19 protein-coding genes are annotated in these 15,026 nt (G+C 69.8%); 11 read left to right on the forward strand and 8 right to left on the reverse strand.

Annotated elements, in window-relative coordinates; all coding sequences use genetic code 11:
- The first annotated feature begins 105 nt into the window (after positions 1 to 105).
- From recR to ACH34Q_RS28140, 4 genes are all read left to right on the forward strand, one after another.
- Positions 106 to 705 carry a recombination mediator RecR gene (gene recR / locus ACH34Q_RS28125; protein WP_395986080.1) on the forward strand — a complete coding sequence of 200 codons (600 nt, stop codon included), beginning with the start codon at positions 106 to 108 and terminating at the stop codon, positions 703 to 705.
- On the forward strand, positions 698 to 1,264 hold the full coding sequence (locus ACH34Q_RS28130) for a DUF5063 domain-containing protein (RefSeq protein ID WP_395986081.1): 567 nt from the start codon (positions 698 to 700) through the stop codon (positions 1,262 to 1,264). The genes recR and ACH34Q_RS28130 overlap by 8 nt, the downstream gene beginning before the upstream one ends.
- Before the next feature lie 116 nt (positions 1,265 to 1,380).
- The gene (locus ACH34Q_RS28135) at positions 1,381 to 2,667 is read left to right on the forward strand and encodes an aspartate kinase (protein WP_395986082.1); all 1,287 of its coding nucleotides are present in this window, start codon (positions 1,381 to 1,383) and stop codon (positions 2,665 to 2,667) included.
- A 265-nt stretch (positions 2,668 to 2,932) separates the two neighbouring features.
- Complete coding sequence (locus ACH34Q_RS28140; RefSeq protein WP_395986083.1) at positions 2,933 to 3,601, forward strand: TetR/AcrR family transcriptional regulator; 669 nt, start codon at positions 2,933 to 2,935, stop codon at positions 3,599 to 3,601.
- A gap of 91 nt (positions 3,602 to 3,692) precedes the next feature.
- Here ACH34Q_RS28140 and ACH34Q_RS28145 read toward each other — a convergent pair whose 3' ends face one another.
- Complete coding sequence (locus ACH34Q_RS28145) at positions 3,693 to 5,462, reverse strand: alpha/beta hydrolase family protein (protein ID WP_395986084.1); 1,770 nt, start codon at positions 5,460 to 5,462, stop codon at positions 3,693 to 3,695.
- A 73-nt stretch (positions 5,463 to 5,535) separates the two neighbouring features.
- Entirely contained in the window at positions 5,536 to 6,411 is an 876-nt protein-coding gene (locus ACH34Q_RS28150; RefSeq protein WP_395986085.1) for a MerR family transcriptional regulator, read from the reverse strand.
- A gap of 164 nt (positions 6,412 to 6,575) precedes the next feature.
- On the opposite strand from ACH34Q_RS28150, the gene ACH34Q_RS28155 reads away from it, so the two are divergent.
- Positions 6,576 to 6,776: a hypothetical protein gene (locus ACH34Q_RS28155; RefSeq protein WP_395986086.1), complete on the forward strand. Its 201-nt coding sequence runs from the start codon at positions 6,576 to 6,578 to the stop codon at positions 6,774 to 6,776.
- A gap of 42 nt (positions 6,777 to 6,818) precedes the next feature.
- On the opposite strand, the gene ACH34Q_RS28160 is transcribed toward ACH34Q_RS28155, so the two are convergent.
- From ACH34Q_RS28160 to ACH34Q_RS28170, 3 genes are read right to left on the reverse strand one after another with little or no spacing between them, the layout of a single operon-like run.
- Positions 6,819 to 6,953: a hypothetical protein gene (locus tag ACH34Q_RS28160; RefSeq protein ID WP_395986087.1), complete on the reverse strand. Its 135-nt coding sequence runs from the start codon at positions 6,951 to 6,953 to the stop codon at positions 6,819 to 6,821.
- A gap of 11 nt (positions 6,954 to 6,964) precedes the next feature.
- Positions 6,965 to 7,228, reverse strand: a complete 264-nt coding sequence (locus ACH34Q_RS28165) for a hypothetical protein (protein ID WP_395986088.1) — start codon at positions 7,226 to 7,228, stop codon at positions 6,965 to 6,967.
- Between the two features lie 44 nt (positions 7,229 to 7,272).
- On the reverse strand, positions 7,273 to 8,262 hold the full coding sequence (locus tag ACH34Q_RS28170; protein WP_395986089.1) for a LysR substrate-binding domain-containing protein: 990 nt from the start codon (positions 8,260 to 8,262) through the stop codon (positions 7,273 to 7,275).
- Between the two features lie 77 nt (positions 8,263 to 8,339).
- Here ACH34Q_RS28170 and ACH34Q_RS28175 point away from each other — a divergent pair, with 77 nt between their 5' ends.
- Positions 8,340 to 9,341 carry a pyridoxal-phosphate dependent enzyme gene (locus ACH34Q_RS28175; protein WP_395986090.1) on the forward strand — a complete coding sequence of 334 codons (1,002 nt, stop codon included), beginning with the start codon at positions 8,340 to 8,342 and terminating at the stop codon, positions 9,339 to 9,341.
- A gap of 111 nt (positions 9,342 to 9,452) precedes the next feature.
- On the forward strand, positions 9,453 to 9,941 hold the full coding sequence (locus tag ACH34Q_RS28180) for a GNAT family N-acetyltransferase (protein WP_395986091.1): 489 nt from the start codon (positions 9,453 to 9,455) through the stop codon (positions 9,939 to 9,941).
- Here ACH34Q_RS28180 and ACH34Q_RS28185 read toward each other — a convergent pair.
- On the reverse strand, positions 9,919 to 10,491 hold the full coding sequence (locus ACH34Q_RS28185; RefSeq protein ID WP_395986092.1) for an SMI1/KNR4 family protein: 573 nt from the start codon (positions 10,489 to 10,491) through the stop codon (positions 9,919 to 9,921). The genes ACH34Q_RS28180 and ACH34Q_RS28185 overlap by 23 nt on opposite strands.
- Positions 10,492 to 10,642: 151 nt before the next feature.
- On the opposite strand from ACH34Q_RS28185, the gene ACH34Q_RS28190 reads away from it, so the two are divergent.
- Together ACH34Q_RS28190 and ACH34Q_RS28195 are read left to right on the forward strand one after the other, a co-directional pair.
- A complete protein-coding gene (locus tag ACH34Q_RS28190) occupies positions 10,643 to 10,948 on the forward strand; it encodes a hypothetical protein (RefSeq protein ID WP_395986093.1) in 306 nt (101 codons plus the stop codon).
- Positions 10,949 to 11,112: 164 nt separating this feature from the next.
- On the forward strand, positions 11,113 to 11,562 hold the full coding sequence (locus ACH34Q_RS28195) for a hypothetical protein (protein WP_395986094.1): 450 nt from the start codon (positions 11,113 to 11,115) through the stop codon (positions 11,560 to 11,562).
- 3 nt (positions 11,563 to 11,565) lie between these two features.
- Here ACH34Q_RS28195 and ACH34Q_RS28200 read toward each other — a convergent pair whose 3' ends face one another.
- A complete protein-coding gene (locus tag ACH34Q_RS28200; protein WP_395986095.1) occupies positions 11,566 to 12,510 on the reverse strand; it encodes a helix-turn-helix transcriptional regulator in 945 nt (314 codons plus the stop codon).
- 42 nt (positions 12,511 to 12,552) lie between these two features.
- On the opposite strand from ACH34Q_RS28200, the gene ACH34Q_RS28205 reads away from it, so the two are divergent.
- Entirely contained in the window at positions 12,553 to 13,626 is a 1,074-nt protein-coding gene (locus tag ACH34Q_RS28205) for an epoxide hydrolase family protein (RefSeq protein ID WP_395986096.1), read from the forward strand.
- A 273-nt stretch (positions 13,627 to 13,899) separates the two neighbouring features.
- On the opposite strand, the gene ACH34Q_RS28210 is transcribed toward ACH34Q_RS28205, so the two are convergent.
- Entirely contained in the window at positions 13,900 to 14,328 is a 429-nt protein-coding gene (locus ACH34Q_RS28210) for a MerR family transcriptional regulator (protein ID WP_395986097.1), read from the reverse strand.
- Between the two features lie 39 nt (positions 14,329 to 14,367).
- On the opposite strand from ACH34Q_RS28210, the gene ACH34Q_RS28215 reads away from it, so the two are divergent.
- Complete coding sequence (locus ACH34Q_RS28215) at positions 14,368 to 15,024, forward strand: class I SAM-dependent methyltransferase (RefSeq protein ID WP_395986098.1); 657 nt, start codon at positions 14,368 to 14,370, stop codon at positions 15,022 to 15,024.
- Positions 15,025 to 15,026 lie beyond the last annotated feature (2 nt).

Here is a 15,026-nt window from a genome sequence, read left to right on the forward strand (position 1 = left end):
ACGAGGACCGGCCGGAGGGCCCCGCGAAGCCGGGCGCCTGACCGTCCACCTGAAGTCCGACCTGAAGTCCGAGCGCAAGAGCCGAGCCTGTAGAGAGGGGGACCGTTGTACGAAGGGGTCGTGCAGAACCTCATCGACGAGCTGGGCAGGCTGCCCGGCGTCGGCCCCAAGAGCGCGCAGCGGATCGCCTTCCATCTCCTCGCCTCCGATCCCGCCGACGTCGAGCGCCTGGGCACGGCGCTCAAGGAGGTCAAGGACAAGGTCCGCTTCTGCAAGACCTGCGGCAACGTCGCGGAGGAGGAGGAGTGCAGGATCTGCCGGGACGTGCGCCGCGATCGGGCGATCATCTGCGTGGTCGAGGAGTCCAAGGACGTCGTCGCGATCGAGAAGACCCGCGAGTTCCGCGGCCGCTACCACGTGCTCGGCGGGGCGATCAGCCCGATCGAGGGCATCGGCCCGGACGACCTGCGGATCCGGGAGCTGATGCAGCGCCTGGCCGATGACACCGTGACCGAGCTCATCCTCGCCACCGATCCCAACCTCGAGGGCGAGGCCACCGCGACCTACCTCGCCCGCCTCGTGAAGCCGATGGGGCTGAAGGTCACCCGGCTGGCCAGCGGACTGCCCGTGGGCGGAGACCTGGAATACGCCGACGAGGTGACGCTGGGCCGCGCATTCGAAGGACGGAGGCTGCTCGATGTCTGACGCCAACAGCCCACAGGACTGGAACGCCCTCGCCGAACGCGTCGCGTGCCATGTGGAGAACTACCTCAGCGGCCTGGAGGCCGTGGCCCGGGGAGACGCCGGCCCGCGCACGGTGCCGCTGCTGCTCCTGGAGGTCTCGCAGGTCATCCTGGCCGGGGCGCAGCTGGGCGCCAGCGCCGACGTGATCCTGCCCGACAACTGGGAGCCCGAGGTCGGCGAGGACCCGGACCTGGACACCGTCCGCGTCGGCCTGTCCGAACGGCTGATCGCGGTGGACGAGTACGTCGAGGTCTTCGACCCGTACAAGGACGGCGAGGCCACCTCGTACCGGCTGTCGGACGACCTGGTCGACGTGGCCAGCGATCTCGTCCACGGCCTGCGGCACTACCAGCAGGACCGCCCGCTGGAGGCGCTCTGGTGGTGGCAGTACTCCTACTTCAACCACTGGGGCAACCATGCCGGTGCCGCCCTGCGCGCCCTGCACGCGGTGATCGCCGGTGCGCGGCTGGACGTGGCCGAGGGATCGGACGTCCCGGAGGAGGCGGCGGCGGTCACCTGACCGGCCCGCCGGGGCCGCCGTTCCAGCTGGGGAGTTACCTGCCCGTAACGCATCGAATGCGTCTCGGTAGACTCGTACGCCGGAACACCTGACCCCTATCCGAGGAGCGCCCACTCGTGGCTCTTGTCGTGCAGAAGTACGGTGGCTCCTCCGTCGCCGATGCCGAGCGCATCAAGGCGGTCGCCCAGCGCATCGTCGCGAACAAGAAGGCGGGGCACGACGTCGTCGTCGTGGTCTCCGCCATGGGCGACACGACGGACGACCTGATCGATAAGGCCGAGCAGGTCAGCCCACTGCCCCCCGCCCGTGAACTGGACATGCTGCTCACCGCCGGTGAGCGGATCTCGATGGCCCTGCTGGCCATGGCCATCGCCAACCTGGGCCACGAGGCCCGCTCGTTCACCGGATCCCAGGCCGGGGTGATCACCGATGGCTCGCATGGCAAAGCCAAGATCATCGACGTGACGCCGGGCCGGATCCGGACCGCCCTGGACGAGGGCTCGATCTGCATCGTGGCCGGCTTCCAGGGTGTCTCGCAGGGCACCAAGGACATCACCACGCTCGGCCGCGGCGGCTCCGACACCACCGCGGTCGCCCTGGCCGCGGCGCTGGACGCCGACGTGTGCGAGATCTACACCGATGTCGACGGGGTGTTCACCGCCGACCCGCGGATCGTGCCGAACGCCCGCCAGATCCCGCGCATCTCGTACGAGGAGATGCTGGAGATGGCGGCCAACGGCGCCAAGATCCTGCACCTGCGCTGCGTGGAGTACGCGCGCCGCTACAACATCCCGATCCATGTGCGCTCCTCGTACAGCCAGCGCGAAGGCACGTGGGTCGTCGACAGCAGCGCCATCGACGTCCGGAAGGAAGACGGGGACATGGAACAGGCGATCATCTCCGGGGTCGCGCACGACCGGAGCGAGGCCAAGATCACCGTGGTCGGGGTCCCGGACAAGGTCGGCGAGGCCGCCTCGATCTTCACCGCGCTGGCCGACGCCGAGATCAACATCGACATGATCGTGCAGAACGTGTCGGCCGCCTCGACGGGCCGTACCGACATCTCGTTCACGCTGCCGGTCACCGACGGCCAGGCCGCCCTGGCGGCGCTCAACAAGGTCAAGGAGCGGATCGGCTTCGAGTCGCTGCGCTACGACGACCGGATCGGCAAGGTGTCGCTGATCGGCGCCGGGATGCGCTCGCACCCGGGCGTCACCGCGTCGCTGTTCTCCGCGATCGCCGCCGCCGGCGTCAACATCGAGATGATCTCCACCTCGGAGATCCGGATCTCGGTCGTGGTCGCCCAGGACCAGCTCGACACCGCGGTCGCGGCCGCCCACCACGCCTTCGAACTCGACTCGGAGCAGGTGGAAGCGGTCGTCTACGGCGGCTCTGGCAGGTAGGAGAGACGCCCCCCGGCAGGCCGCGCTCGGACGGCGGCTCTGCCCCCTGGCCCCCAATACGTGGGGCTTCACGTCCTTGCCTGGGCTGAAAGTGCACCGGGCGGGGGTCAAGGGGGCGGAGCCCCTTGCGGGGGTGCGGGGGCGGAGCCCCTGCCAAGGGGCGGGTGCCCCCGGAGCGAGCGCCAGCGAGCACAGGGGGTGCGCCCCCCCGTCGGGGGGCGTGGGGGGTCGCCCCCCCACAGTGATACGGCCTTAGGCTGGGCTCGTGACCGAGACCAAGGCGGTGAAGTCGGAGCAGACGCGCGCGTTGATCGTGGAGACCGCGCTGCGGCTGTTCCGTGAGCGCGGGTACGAGGCGACGACGATGCGGGCGATCGCCAAGGAGGCCGGCGTCTCGGTCGGGAACGCCTACTACTACTTCGGCTCCAAAGAGGAGCTGATCCAGGCCTATTACGACCAGCTCCAGGACGAGCACGTGATGGCGTGCCGGGCGGTGCTGGACGCCGAACGGGACTTCGCGCCGCGGCTGCTCGGGGTACTGAAGGCGCGGGTCGACACGATGGTGCCGTACCACGCGTTCGCCGGGAAGTTCTTCAAGTTCGCCGCCGAGCCGACGAGTCCGCTCAACCCGTTCAGTGCCGAGGCGGGGCCGTCACGGTCGTCGGCCGTCGACATCTACCGCGAGGTCGTCGAGGGGTCGTCGCTGAAGATCGACCGCGAGTTTCGGGCGGAGCTGCCCGAGCTGCTGTGGCTGTACTCGATGGGCATCGTCCTGTACTGGGTGCATGACAGCTCACCGGGCTGCCGCAAGACCTACCTGCTGGTCGAACGCACCGTCCCGCTGGTCAACCGGATGGTGTCGATGTCCCGGCTCCCGGGGTTCAAGTCGGTCACCCGGGAGCTGGTCGACATCATCCGCGACGTCCGCGCCTGACCCGCGCCTGACCCGCGCCTGGCCCGCGTCAGGGTCGACTCGTGGCGTGTTCGCCTGTCTTACCGCCCTGGAAGGGCGAACACGCCACGAGTCAACGGAGCAGGCCGAGGTGGCGGCGGGCGAAGGAGATCTCCGCCTCCATCTGCTTGATCCGTTCCTCGACGACCAGCGAGCCGTGGCCCGCGTCGTACCGGTAGACCTCGTGCTCGCGGCCCAGGCCGGCCAGCCGGTCCAGGTAGTTGTCGATCTGCTGGATGGGGCAGCGCGGGTCGTTCTCGCCGGCCAGGATCAGTACCGGTGCCTTGACCTGCTCGACGTAGGTGATCGGAGACGACTCGCGGTAGCGGTCGGGGACCTCCTCGGGCGAGCCGCCGAACAGGGAACGGTCGAACGCCTGGAGCCCTTCCATCTCGTCCTCGTACGCGGAGACGTAGTCGGCGACCGGGACGGCGGCGACCGCGACCGTCCAGTCGTCGGGCTGCGTACCGATGCCGAGCAGCGTCAGGAACCCGCCCCAGGACCCGCCGGTGAGGACCAGCCGGTCGGGGTCGGCCAGGCCGGACGAGACGGCCCAGTCGCGGACCGCCTTGATGTCCTCCAGTTCGGTCAGCCCGACGCGGCCCTCGATGGCGTCGCGCCACTGGGAGCCGTAGCCGGTCGAGCCCCGGTAGTTGACGCGGACGACCGCGAAACCATGATCGATCCAGGCGGCGGCCGAGGGGACGAAGGAGTCCTCGTCCTGCGCGGTCGGCCCGCCGTGGACGTCGAACACGGCAGGGAACGGCCCGGAGCCCTCGGCGGGCTTGCTGACCAGTGCGTGGATCCGTCCGCCCGGGCCGTCCACCCACACGTCCTCGACCGGTACGGACGGCGGTGCCACCGGGCCGGGAGGGGTGAGGACGACCGCGCCGGACGTGGAACGGACCACGGGCGGCTCGGCGGCCGACGACCAGGAGAACTCGACCGTCCCGTCGGGCCGGGCCGTGGCGCCGCCGATCACGCCGCGCGGGGTGTCGATCCTGGTCAGCATGCCGTCGCCCAGCTCGTACCGGTACAGCTCGTCGCGGGCCTCGTGCGAGTGGGAGACCAGCAGCGCGGAGCCGTCGGCGTACCAGTCGGCGCTGATCTCGCCGGGCAGGTCGAGCACGATCTCATGCTCGGTGCCCGCGACCGGGTCCCAGACCAGCAGCTCCTCGCGGCCCCGGCGCTCGTGGTTCACCAGCAGCCGGGTGTCGCCCGCCACCGGCGAGAACCCGGCGCCGTACACGCCCTTGCCCGGCCCGTCCCACAGGTCGGCGATCTCCATCCCGTCGGGACGGAGCACGCGCAGCGCCATGTGCCGGCTGTCGCCGTGCTCGCTGTGCCCGATCGCGATCAGGCCCTCGTCCCGGGACAGGCCCGCCACATGCGCGTCCTCGGCGTGCTCGTACAGCACCTCGGGCTCCGCGCCGGGACGGCACAGGTGGACGGTGTTGCCGCCCTCGGTCGTACGGCCGATCACGGCGAGGCCGCTGGAGCCCACGGCGAGCCCGGACGGGTACGACGGCTCCAGGCCCGGGACGGCCGGGGCGTCCTCGCCCCCGCCGAACGGTGTCCGCCGCCAGATGCCGAACTCGTCGCCGTCGGTGTCGGCGAACCACCAGACCCACTGGCCGGTCGGGTCGACGCCGCCCATCCACGTACCGTTCGGGCGGTCGGTCACCTGCCCGCGCGCGTCGGTCGTCCGGTCCCAGGTGTAGATCTCCCAGGTCCCGGTGACGTTCGACCGGTAGGTACTGCGGTGCGGGGCGTCCCGGGCCCAGCCGGGCAGGCTCACCCGGGCGGCTCGGAAGCGGGCCTTCCAGCGCTCTTCGTCGACCATGCGTCCAAGTATGCCGCGATGATCGTCGCCTTCGTTCCGCGCCGCCGCGCCGCCTCGCCGGGGCCGGCCCGGATCAGCCCGGTTCGCCGGGGTTCCGGCTGGTTCGTCCGAGGGGTCGGCCCGGTTCGCTGGACGGTTCCGGCCGGTTCGCCGGACGGTTCGGTTCGCCGGACGGCTCGGCGGCCAGCCGGCCCAGCACCCGGTCGATCTCCGCCCGTACCTGCCGGTCCATCGCCCTGGCGAAACCGGCCTCCACCGACACCTGCGCGCCCGGCCGCAACCGGCCGATGACCTCGGTGAGACCGGCGAGGTCCTGGTCGGCGAGCCGGTCCACCACATGCGTGGCGATCAGCCGGATGAACATCGCCGCCAGGTCGTCCATGCTGCGCTGCAGCTCCTGGCCGGCCGAGAGCACCTCGTTCAGCGGGACGCCCGCCCGGACCAGCGCCACGGTGGCCTCCAGTTGGCGGCGGCTCCAGTGCGTGACGCGGTCGCCGTCGATCTGGAGGTGCCCCAGCTGTACGGCCCGTTCGACCGAGCCCGCGTCGACCTCACCTGGGAACAGCGCGGCCAGCTCGGCGACCGTCATCGTCACCGGCGTCTCGGTGGACCAGGGCGCGGTCACGGCCTTCTCCACGCCGAGCACGGCCTCGATGTCGTGGCCCTGCTCCCAGGCCGACAGCAGCTCCCGGATGCCCTCCAGCGTGTGGCCGCGCTCGAGCAGGTTGCCGATCATGCGGAGCCGGGCCAGATGGTCCTCGGAGAACAGCCCGATCCGGCCCTCGCGGCGCGGCGGGGGGAGCAGCTTGCGCTCCTGGTAGTACCGCAGCGTACGGACGGGGATCCCGGCGGCGCGGGCGAGCTCGCCGATCCGGTACTCCCGGCCGGGCGGCGGGGCCCCGTTCTGGGAAATGTCGTCCGTCAGGGAGTCCGCCGGCTTGTCACTCACGGCCGCCAGCATAGTTCGCGATTCCGGCCGTCATGGGCCGATCGCGGGACCGGCGTTCACGTACAGCCGCTTTCCGGCTACCGTACGGCGAGTGTGGGTCACTGGTCAGGATGCCTCTGAGCCGGCCTCGCCCAGCCTCATCAGAACGAGAAAGGTCGTCGTTCATGTCGAAGACCCCCTCCCTTCTCCTCACCACCACCCTGCTGGTCGCGGGGCTGGCCGTGAGCGCGTGCGGTGAGAGCCGCCACTGCGAGCACGACGCCACCGACAGAACGGTCGCCGACAGCTTCTGCGAGAAGAACACCCCCGGCTACGAGTGGGAGTCCGGCAGCGACAGCAAGAAGAAGAAGCGCAAGAAGCACTAGGTGACCCGAGCGCCAAGTGGCCCGCGCGCTAGGTGGCCCGCGCTAGGTGGCTCGGCGTAGGACCATCGTTCTTCGTGGTTGTCGGCGGCGCGCCCCGTCCGGGACCTCGGTGGCGAGCAGCTGCTTGAGCGTACGCGGGACGATCGTCTCGCGGGTTTCGGCGAATCGGGAAGGCATGGCCCTCTCCTTCAGGCGGCGGTGGCGTAGGCGGGGAAGACATGGCCGACGGTGCTGAGCGCCCAGCGCATCCGCGCCGCGTACGACTCGGGGTGGTCCCCGGCCTCCTGGGCGACGTACGCGGCGCACGGGGCGTGGTCGCCGCCGCACGCGCACAACCGCTCGTCGATCGCGGTCCGCACCTGCTCGGGCGACGGGTGATCGGATGCCTGCAGCCGCGAGGCGAACAGGATCTGGGCCAGGTCGGACGGGCTGAGATGCGGCGTGGACGACATCGGAAGCCTTCTTCCATCGGTGGGGCGCCATCGCCCCTTACTACTTAATACGACTCTGAACCTCCCGCGGATTCATCGCCATCGGGTAAATCCCTTATGTCCCCATGAGTCGGACCCTGAGTACCCCGTACAGGAACCCCTACCCCGAGGGCGTCGCGGCCCGCGCGGATCGCTGGATGGTCGCCGCTTCCGCGCCGTACGGCGGTGAAGATCCGGCGGGTACGCAGGGCTTCCGGCAGCCTCCGCAGATCCCCGGACGCCTCCCGGTCGTACCAGACCAGATCCGGCAGCAGCGCCGCCGCGTGCCCCTGCTCCACGAGGTGGAGGTGGAGCAGGAGATCGCTGGACTCGTACCGGACGTCCGGCTCGAAGCCCGCGCTCCGGCACAGCGCCGTGGCCCAGTGGCGCGACGCGGTGCCCGCCGGTTCCATCACCCACGGGAGGTCCGCTGCCGCGCTCAGTCCCGCTGCCGTGCTCGGGCCTGCGGGCCGGTCGCGGGTTCGCGCCGGCAGGGCCAGCCGGATCTCGTCCCGGCAGAGCTCCTCATGCTCGATCTCGGCCGGCCTCGCCTCGGGGTTCCCGGGGTACTCCTCCGTGATGACCAGGTCGAAGTCGCGTGCCTGGAGTGCCGGCAGCGCGCTCTCCGGCTCGCTCTGGGTCGCCTCCACGCGCAGTGCCGGGTGCCGTTCCCTGAGCCGGCTCAGGGCCTTCGGTACGAGGGCCAGCGCCGCCGTCTGGAACGCCGCGATCCGGAGAACGCCCCTGATATCGGTCAGGGAGGCGGACAGTTCGGCCTCGGCCCGTTCCAGCCGTTCCAGGACGATCTCGGTGTGGGCGACGAGGATCTCGGCCTGCGGGGTCAGCCGTACGCGCCGTCCGACCGGTTCCAGGAGCCGGACCCCGGCCTCCTTCTCCAGTACGGAGAGCTGCTGGGAGACCGACGACGGGCTGTAGGAGAGCGCCTCCGCCACAGCCGCGAGCGTGCCCCGATGCTTCAGCTCGCGAAGCAGCCGCAGCCTGTGGAGATCAAGCATCTCATCAGCCTTCCTGGCGAATAACGCTCGGAAACATTCGCTGGACCGAACGGACCGGGCAGGGCACCGTAACGGGCATGGCTCCCGTACTGGAAGACCTCTACCTGCGCCCCGCCGCCCGTTCGTGGCGCTGCGCGCCCCCGCCGGACGTCGCCGGCTTCCACCGATCGCTTCCCGGGTACGCCCCGACACCGCTGGTCGAGGCCCCGGCCCTGGCCACCGAACTCGGTGCGGACCGCGTCTTCGTCAAGGACGAATCGGTCCGGCTCGGGCTTCCCGCGTTCAAGATCCTCGGCGCCTCCTGGGGCATTCACCGCGCCCTGCGGGCGGGCCCCCGTCCTGAGCGGCTCGTCACGGCGACCGACGGCAACCACGGCCGCGCGGTCGCCGCCGTGGCCCGGATGCTGGGGCTGCCCGCCCAGATTTTCGTCCCCCTGGGCGTCCACCCCGAGGCCCTCGCGGCCATCCGTGCCGAGGGTGCCGAGGTGGTGGAGCTCGACGGCTCGTACGACGACGCGGTACGCGCCGCCGCCTCAGCGCCGGGACTCCTCGTCCAGGACACGGCCTGGCCCGGGTACGAGGACGTCCCGCAGTGGATCGTCGAGGGCTACTCGACGCTCTTCACCGAGATCGAAGCGCAACTCGACGGAACGCCTGACCTCGTCGCCATCCCCGTAGGCGTCGGCTCCCTGGCCCAGGCCGCGGTCGCCCACTACCGCAGCCGTGCGGGCGCGACCACGCTGCTGTCCGTCGAGCCCGAATCCGCCGCCTGTGTCCTGACGAGCCTCCTGCGCGGACGTCCGACCACCGTCCCGACCGGCTCGACCATCATGGCCGGCCTCAACTGCGCGACCCTGTCCAGCCTGGCCTGGCCGTTCCTCCAGAACGGACTGGACGCCGCCATCGCGATCCCGGACACCGCCGCCGTCCAGGCCGTACGCGACCTGACCGCCCTAGGGATCCCCGCCGGCCCGTGCGGAGCCGCCGCCCTCGCCGGTGTACGAGTCGCACCCGCGCTCGCGAGGGGCACGATCGTCCTGCTGAGCACCGAGGGGGCGGTGGCGAACCCGGCGGTATGACCGGCACAACAGAATCACCTAACTAGGGTCATTTAGCTCGTAAGCGCCCATTCCACTCGGCCTCTCTCGCAGGGATCATGAAGGCGACCAGCGTGAGAGGTGGACCCCCGTATGCCCGACCTCATCCAGCTCACCGACCGCTCGGACGTCACCGCTCCCCTGCGCCGCGGCCTGATCAGTTGCTGGACGGACGTGGCCGTTCACGACGGCGGCCGCGACCGGCACGGCATCGCTCCCGTCCTGGACGCCCTCATCGCCCGGATGCACCCCCAGCGCGAGCGCCTCTTCGCCGCCCTCTCGGGCACCACGCCCATCGGCTGGGTCACCCTCAGCCGCGACGCCAACCCCCTGATCTCCCACTGGGGCAGCGTCACCTACCTGCAAACGCACCCGTCGTACCGCAAACGCGGCGTGGCCACCGCCCTGATGCGCCACCTGCAGCACATCGCCCACCACCAGATGGGCCTCGAACGCCTTCAGTTGGCCGCCTGCGGCGGCCACGGCCTGGAGAACTTCTACAACCGCCTCGGCTGGCAGGAGACCGGCCGCTGGCCCCGCGACACCCAGGAAGAGATCCTCATGGTCCTGGCCCCTCTCTGACGGACAGCCACTCCACTTCGCCCTGCACCGCGATGCAGGGAAGCTCCGTACCGCCGTTCTCGGCATGCCACATCAACGCCGGCCCTTCGGACTCCAGCGCGTCCGCGACATCGGCCAACATCTCGGCCACCCCTGCCCACAAGGGAATGCCGAGCCCCCATTCCTCGTGATCCCAGAGGAAGACCGCCCCGTACGAATCCCCCGGCCGCAGATCCACGACGAGCCCATCGCCCCCGCCGCTCATCGCGATGGGCAGCAACTCCGGAACGAACCGTCCAGGCTCGTCAGGCTCCTGGCCGGCCACCTGCAGCCAGATCTCCCGCGTCTCCAGCAGCCCTTCGGCCGTCTCCAGCGCGAATCCCCCGGCCGGCGGCAGCCAGTAGCCGCCGTCCAGGTCGAGTGCCCAGAACGCCAGCAACTCCGCGGGCAGTGGCGACCCCACCACGCCCTCAACGGCCCGGCCGTCGACGGACACGCCCTGCCCGCGGTCGCCCCCGTACTCCCGCAGCCAAGTGCCGATCCGCCCGTACGACCGCCGCACCTCGTCCATGCCCCCAGCATCCCAGATGCTTCCGACAGGTCTTCGGGTTCTCGGCCCTCCTTCCCCGGTCGCCGGTCTATCGTCGCAATCTGGAATGCGGCCGAAATCCCGCTATGGCCGACGCTCCGGCAGACGACGCCGACGCGAGCCGGAGAACGGCATGACGGCCACCTGGCGAGATCGGTTCCAGACCGCACCGCTGTGGGTCTGCTTCCTGTACTTCTCAATCTTCGGCCCGCTGGCCGCCGGTTTCGGCTGGCTGGCGATTCCCGACGTCGACTCGATCAGCGTGCTCCTTGCACTGGTCGTCGGAGGCCCGGCCTTCGCCGGCCTGGCGACGGCCTGGCCGGCGGCAGTGTCGATCACCACAATGGCCGCCGCGCTCGTCCAGGCCTTCCGTGACCTCACCAAATTCGATCGCCTGGAAACGGCCATCAACATTCGCCTGCGCGAACTCCCGGACTGATTCACTGGGATCCAGCGAGCCAAGGCGAAATCCTCAGGCCTGCGGTGCCCTCTCACGGGACATCGTAACGACGTTGCCGCGGTGGCCTTCAGCCTCAGGCGACTCCATGGTTGCCACTGCCGGTGGCGACAGGACCGCGAAGATTATGGAACGCCGCCGATGCTATGTTCATCGGCGTGGCACACTTCCTCGCCCTTGTTCTCGTGGACCGGCACGACCCGGACCCGGTCGTACGAGCGGAGCAGATGATGGAGCCGTTCTGGGCTCCCGATCTGTTCGACGACGAAACAGGCGAGAGACATCCGAACTGGCAGTGTGATGGTTTCGTGGTCGGAGGCCGCTACGACGGCATCATCTGGGGTAAGGAGCAGCACTACAACCTCGCACCCGATCAGTACCAGGCCAGGTACGGAATGGACGTGGTCCGGCCGGACGACAACGTGCGGCCGGTGGCCGAACTCGTCCCCGACCTTGTGGCCTATGCGGTCATCACACCGGACGGCCGATGGTTCGATCGAGCGGGCAAGTCATCGCAAGCCTGGTCCGATGAATTCACTGCACTTCTCGCGGAGCACAAGGACCGGGTGGCCGTGGCCATCGACTGCCATTGCTGACCTTTATGGAGAGGGTCGTGTGGGGTCGGTGGCCGCGCATCGGGTGGAGATCTTCCTCAGCTCCTCCAGCAGCTCGGGCGATCCGTCCACCGTGAAGTCGGCGTCGAGCATGAGGATGTGCAGGGCGAGCTGGTAAGGGGTGTCGGCGCCCGCGTGGACGATGCACGTGTCGTTGTCCACCGGGTCCACCTGCACCGCGCTGGGCACCTTGATCGAGTCGGCCGGGGCGTGCACGGTCACCTGCGCCCGGTAACGGAAGAGCGCCGTGTCCACCCCCCGCGGGACCAGGTCGGGCGGCGGCGAATCTCGGGGAGTGAAGCGAGGTCCGTGCGGGATCCGCAGCGTCATCCGATCGGCCCGGAACGTCCGCCAGTCCTGTCGGTGCACGTCCCAGGCGACCAGATACCAGCGTCGGTTCATGTGCACGAGCCGGTACGGCTCGGTGTCCCGAACCTGATCATCACCGGCATGCGTGCGGTAGTCGAAGCGCAGCCGGTGATGGTCCCGGCAGGCGGCGCTGATGGTGGTGAGGGTCTCGGCATCGACGGGAACGCCGGCCGCTGTGATCGGTGTGGTGTGGCTGTACAGGGCGTTGACGCGGTTGCGCAGCCGCGACGGGAGCACCTGCTCCAGCTTGACCAGCGCCCGCACCGATGTCTCCTCGATGCCCGTGACCGCGCCACCGGCGGCGGTACGCAGGCCCACGGCCACCGCGACGGCTTCCTCGTCATCGAGCAGCAGGGGAGGCAGCGCCCCTCCCGCCCCCAACCGGTAGCCGCCGATCGCGCCCATCGTGGCCTGAATCGGATAGCCGAGGCTGCGCAGCTTGTCGATGTCATAGCGGATCGTGCGCGGACTGACCTCCAGGCGCTGGGCCAACTCCGAACCTGACCATTCGGGACGGGTCTGCAGCAGAGAAAGCAGCATCAGAAGCCGGGAAGCCGTCATCTAGGCAAGGATATTGCCTAGATGGGGTGGAGAGTCGTCGTCATGGAAACCTTCAGCATCGACATCCCCCAGGCCGACATCGACGACCTTCGCGAGAGGCTGGGCAGGACGCGCCTGCCCAGCGAGGTCCCCGGCGCCGGCTGGGAGCGGGGCGTCCCCGTCTCCTACCTCGCCGAACTCCTCGAGTACTGGGCCACGACCTACGACTGGCGCGTCTACGAGGCCAGGCTCAATGCCTACCCGCAGTTCCTTACCGACATCGACGGCCAGCGCATCCACTTCCTGCATGTCCGCTCGGCCAACCCGGACGCGCTGCCGCTGATCCTCACGCACGGCTGGCCCAGCTCCGTCGTGGAGTTCCTGGACGTGATCGAACCGCTGTCCCGCGACTTTCACCTGGTCATCCCCTCCCTCCCGGGATTCGGGTTCTCCGGGCCGCAGCCGGACGCCGGCTGGACGCTCGACCGCATCGCCCGCGCCTGGGCCGAGCTCATGGCGCGGCTGGGCTATGACAGATACGGCGCGCAGGGCGGCGACTGGGGATCTGGAGTCGCCCGGGAACTCGGCCGCGTCGCCCCCGACCACGTGGTCGGAATCCATATCAACTACCTGCTGACCTTCCCCACCGGCCCCGTTGACGACCTCGATGAGAAGGACCGCGCCCGGCTCGAGGGCCTCGAGCGCTTCACCGGCGATCTCGGCGGATACATGGCCATCCAGTCCACCCGGCCGCAGACCCTCGCCTACGGCCTGGCCGACTCGCCCGCCGGACAGCTCGCCTGGATCGCCGAGAAGTTCAAGGAGTGGACCGACGAAGAGATCGACCGCGACTACCTGCTCACCAACGTGATGATCTACTGGCTCACCAACACCGCGTCCTCCGCCGCCCAGATCTACTGGGAGTTCGCCCACGCCTGGAGCATGCCGGAGCGCTCACCGGTGCCCACCGGTGTGGCCGTCTTCCCGCACGACATCGCACTGCCCGTCCGCAGGTTCGCCGAGCAGACCGACACGATCGTGCACTGGACGGAGTTCGAACACGGCGGCCACTTCGCCGCTCTGGAGCAGCCGAAACAGCTCGCCGAGGACATCCGCGCCTTCTACCGGGCACTCTAGTAGGCAGTGTTTCAAAGTCCCGGCCCACGGTGCTCGCCTGGCGGCTGTGTTTCCAAAGCCCCGGTCACGGTGCTCGCCTGGCGGCTCGCACCGTGACCGTGCCTTGTGCGAGCGCGACATCGCTCCGCGATCTGCCCGGTGAGGCTCGCCCCCGGCATCGCCTCGCCGGCCAGGTAACGCGCTCGCGCGGTGGTTGAGGCCACTTTGAGACAGGCCCTAGGCAGAGGCGGCGCTGTCTGCTGAGGCCGGCGGGCGCTTGCTTTGACGTCAAGCTCAGTGACGATGCGATTCCTCGAAGGATGCCCCGGCCAGGCGTGCGGCGACCACGCTGCTGAGGCTGGGGCATTCGAGGATGTCTTCGTGCGGGCAGGCCAAGGCATGAGCGACGGCGGTGCGCGCCGCCTGGGCGTGGGCGATGCGCTGGTCCAGCTCGGTGAGCTTGCGTTGGATCAGTTCCCGCCGACCGTCGACGGCTGGTGTACGAGGGGCGAGGAACGCGCTGAGCTCGCGCAAGCTGAAACCGACGTCCCGCAAGGCCAGGATCACGCCGACCAGCTCAACGGCCGACCGCGGATAACGCCGCTGGCCCGAGACCCGTACCGGCGCCGGTAGCAGGCCGAACTCTTCCCAGTAGCGCAGGGCGGAGGTGGCGACGCCGGTACGGGTCGCCAGCTCGCCGATCGTCAACCGCTCTTCCGCCATCTTGACTTCAAGCGTACTTGAAGCCGTTCACTGGCGATCGTGACTGCCGATACGACTCTCAAGCAACGCGCGATCATGAAGCTGGTGCGCCAGTTCGGCCATCCCCGAGGCGGCGCTGGACGGCTCGTCGGTCGGGTCATGGCTCATCGCCGCTCCAACCGGCAGCGCAGCATCTGGGCGGTGTCGGTGCTGGAAATCCGGCCCACCGACCGGGTGCTCGAGATCGGCTTCGGTCCCGGCGTCGCCATCGCTGAACTCGCCCGCCGTGCCACCCAAGGGCAGGTGCACGGCATCGACCACTCCGAGGTCATGGTCCGGCAGGCGGGCCGGCGCAACGCCGCCGCCATCCGCGCCCACCGCGTTCGGCTCGCTCATGCCTCTGTGGACGAACCGCCGAGCTTCGACGAGCCGCTCGATGCCATCCTCGCCGTCAACTCCGTAGGGTTCTGGCCCGACCCGGTGGAACGGCTCCGCCGGCTACGCGGCCTGCTCCGTCCCGGAGGACGCATCGCCCTCGCCACCCAGCCTCGCTGCCCCGGCGCCACCCAGAGCACCACAGCCCGAGCCGCCCGCGAGCTCCAGGACATGCTCACCCAGGCAGGCTTCACAGAGATCCGAGTCGAAACCCTTGAACTCGACCCTCCGGTTGCATGTGTCGTGGCCGCCACTGCGAGTGCAGTGCCCGAGCAAGCCTGAGG

This window comes from Actinomadura sp. 9N407 (assembly GCF_044326315.1).
Lineage (GTDB): Bacteria > Actinomycetota > Actinomycetes > Streptosporangiales > Streptosporangiaceae > Spirillospora.

What these genes read in the sequence shown, in the direction of transcription:
- ACH34Q_RS28130 (WP_395986081.1), top strand. Translation starts at nt 698, where the DNA reads ATGTCTGACGCCAACAGCCCACAGGACTGGAACGCCCTCGCCGAACGC.
- ACH34Q_RS28145 (WP_395986084.1), bottom strand. Translation starts at nt 5,462, where the DNA reads ATGGTCGACGAAGAGCGCTGGAAGGCCCGCTTCCGAGCCGCCCGGGTG.
- ACH34Q_RS28155 (WP_395986086.1), top strand. Translation starts at nt 6,576, where the DNA reads ATGTCGAAGACCCCCTCCCTTCTCCTCACCACCACCCTGCTGGTCGCG.
- ACH34Q_RS28160 (WP_395986087.1), bottom strand. Translation starts at nt 6,953, where the DNA reads ATGCCTTCCCGATTCGCCGAAACCCGCGAGACGATCGTCCCGCGTACG.
- ACH34Q_RS28165 (WP_395986088.1), bottom strand. Translation starts at nt 7,228, where the DNA reads ATGTCGTCCACGCCGCATCTCAGCCCGTCCGACCTGGCCCAGATCCTG.
- ACH34Q_RS28170 (WP_395986089.1), bottom strand. Translation starts at nt 8,262, where the DNA reads ATGCTTGATCTCCACAGGCTGCGGCTGCTTCGCGAGCTGAAGCATCGG.
- ACH34Q_RS28175 (WP_395986090.1), top strand. Translation starts at nt 8,340, where the DNA reads ATGGCTCCCGTACTGGAAGACCTCTACCTGCGCCCCGCCGCCCGTTCG.
- ACH34Q_RS28180 (WP_395986091.1), top strand. Translation starts at nt 9,453, where the DNA reads ATGCCCGACCTCATCCAGCTCACCGACCGCTCGGACGTCACCGCTCCC.
- ACH34Q_RS28185 (WP_395986092.1), bottom strand. Translation starts at nt 10,491, where the DNA reads ATGGACGAGGTGCGGCGGTCGTACGGGCGGATCGGCACTTGGCTGCGG.
- ACH34Q_RS28190 (WP_395986093.1), top strand. Translation starts at nt 10,643, where the DNA reads ATGACGGCCACCTGGCGAGATCGGTTCCAGACCGCACCGCTGTGGGTC.
- ACH34Q_RS28195 (WP_395986094.1), top strand. Translation starts at nt 11,113, where the DNA reads ATGTTCATCGGCGTGGCACACTTCCTCGCCCTTGTTCTCGTGGACCGG.
- ACH34Q_RS28200 (WP_395986095.1), bottom strand. Translation starts at nt 12,510, where the DNA reads ATGACGGCTTCCCGGCTTCTGATGCTGCTTTCTCTGCTGCAGACCCGT.
- ACH34Q_RS28205 (WP_395986096.1), top strand. Translation starts at nt 12,553, where the DNA reads ATGGAAACCTTCAGCATCGACATCCCCCAGGCCGACATCGACGACCTT.
- ACH34Q_RS28210 (WP_395986097.1), bottom strand. Translation starts at nt 14,328, where the DNA reads ATGGCGGAAGAGCGGTTGACGATCGGCGAGCTGGCGACCCGTACCGGC.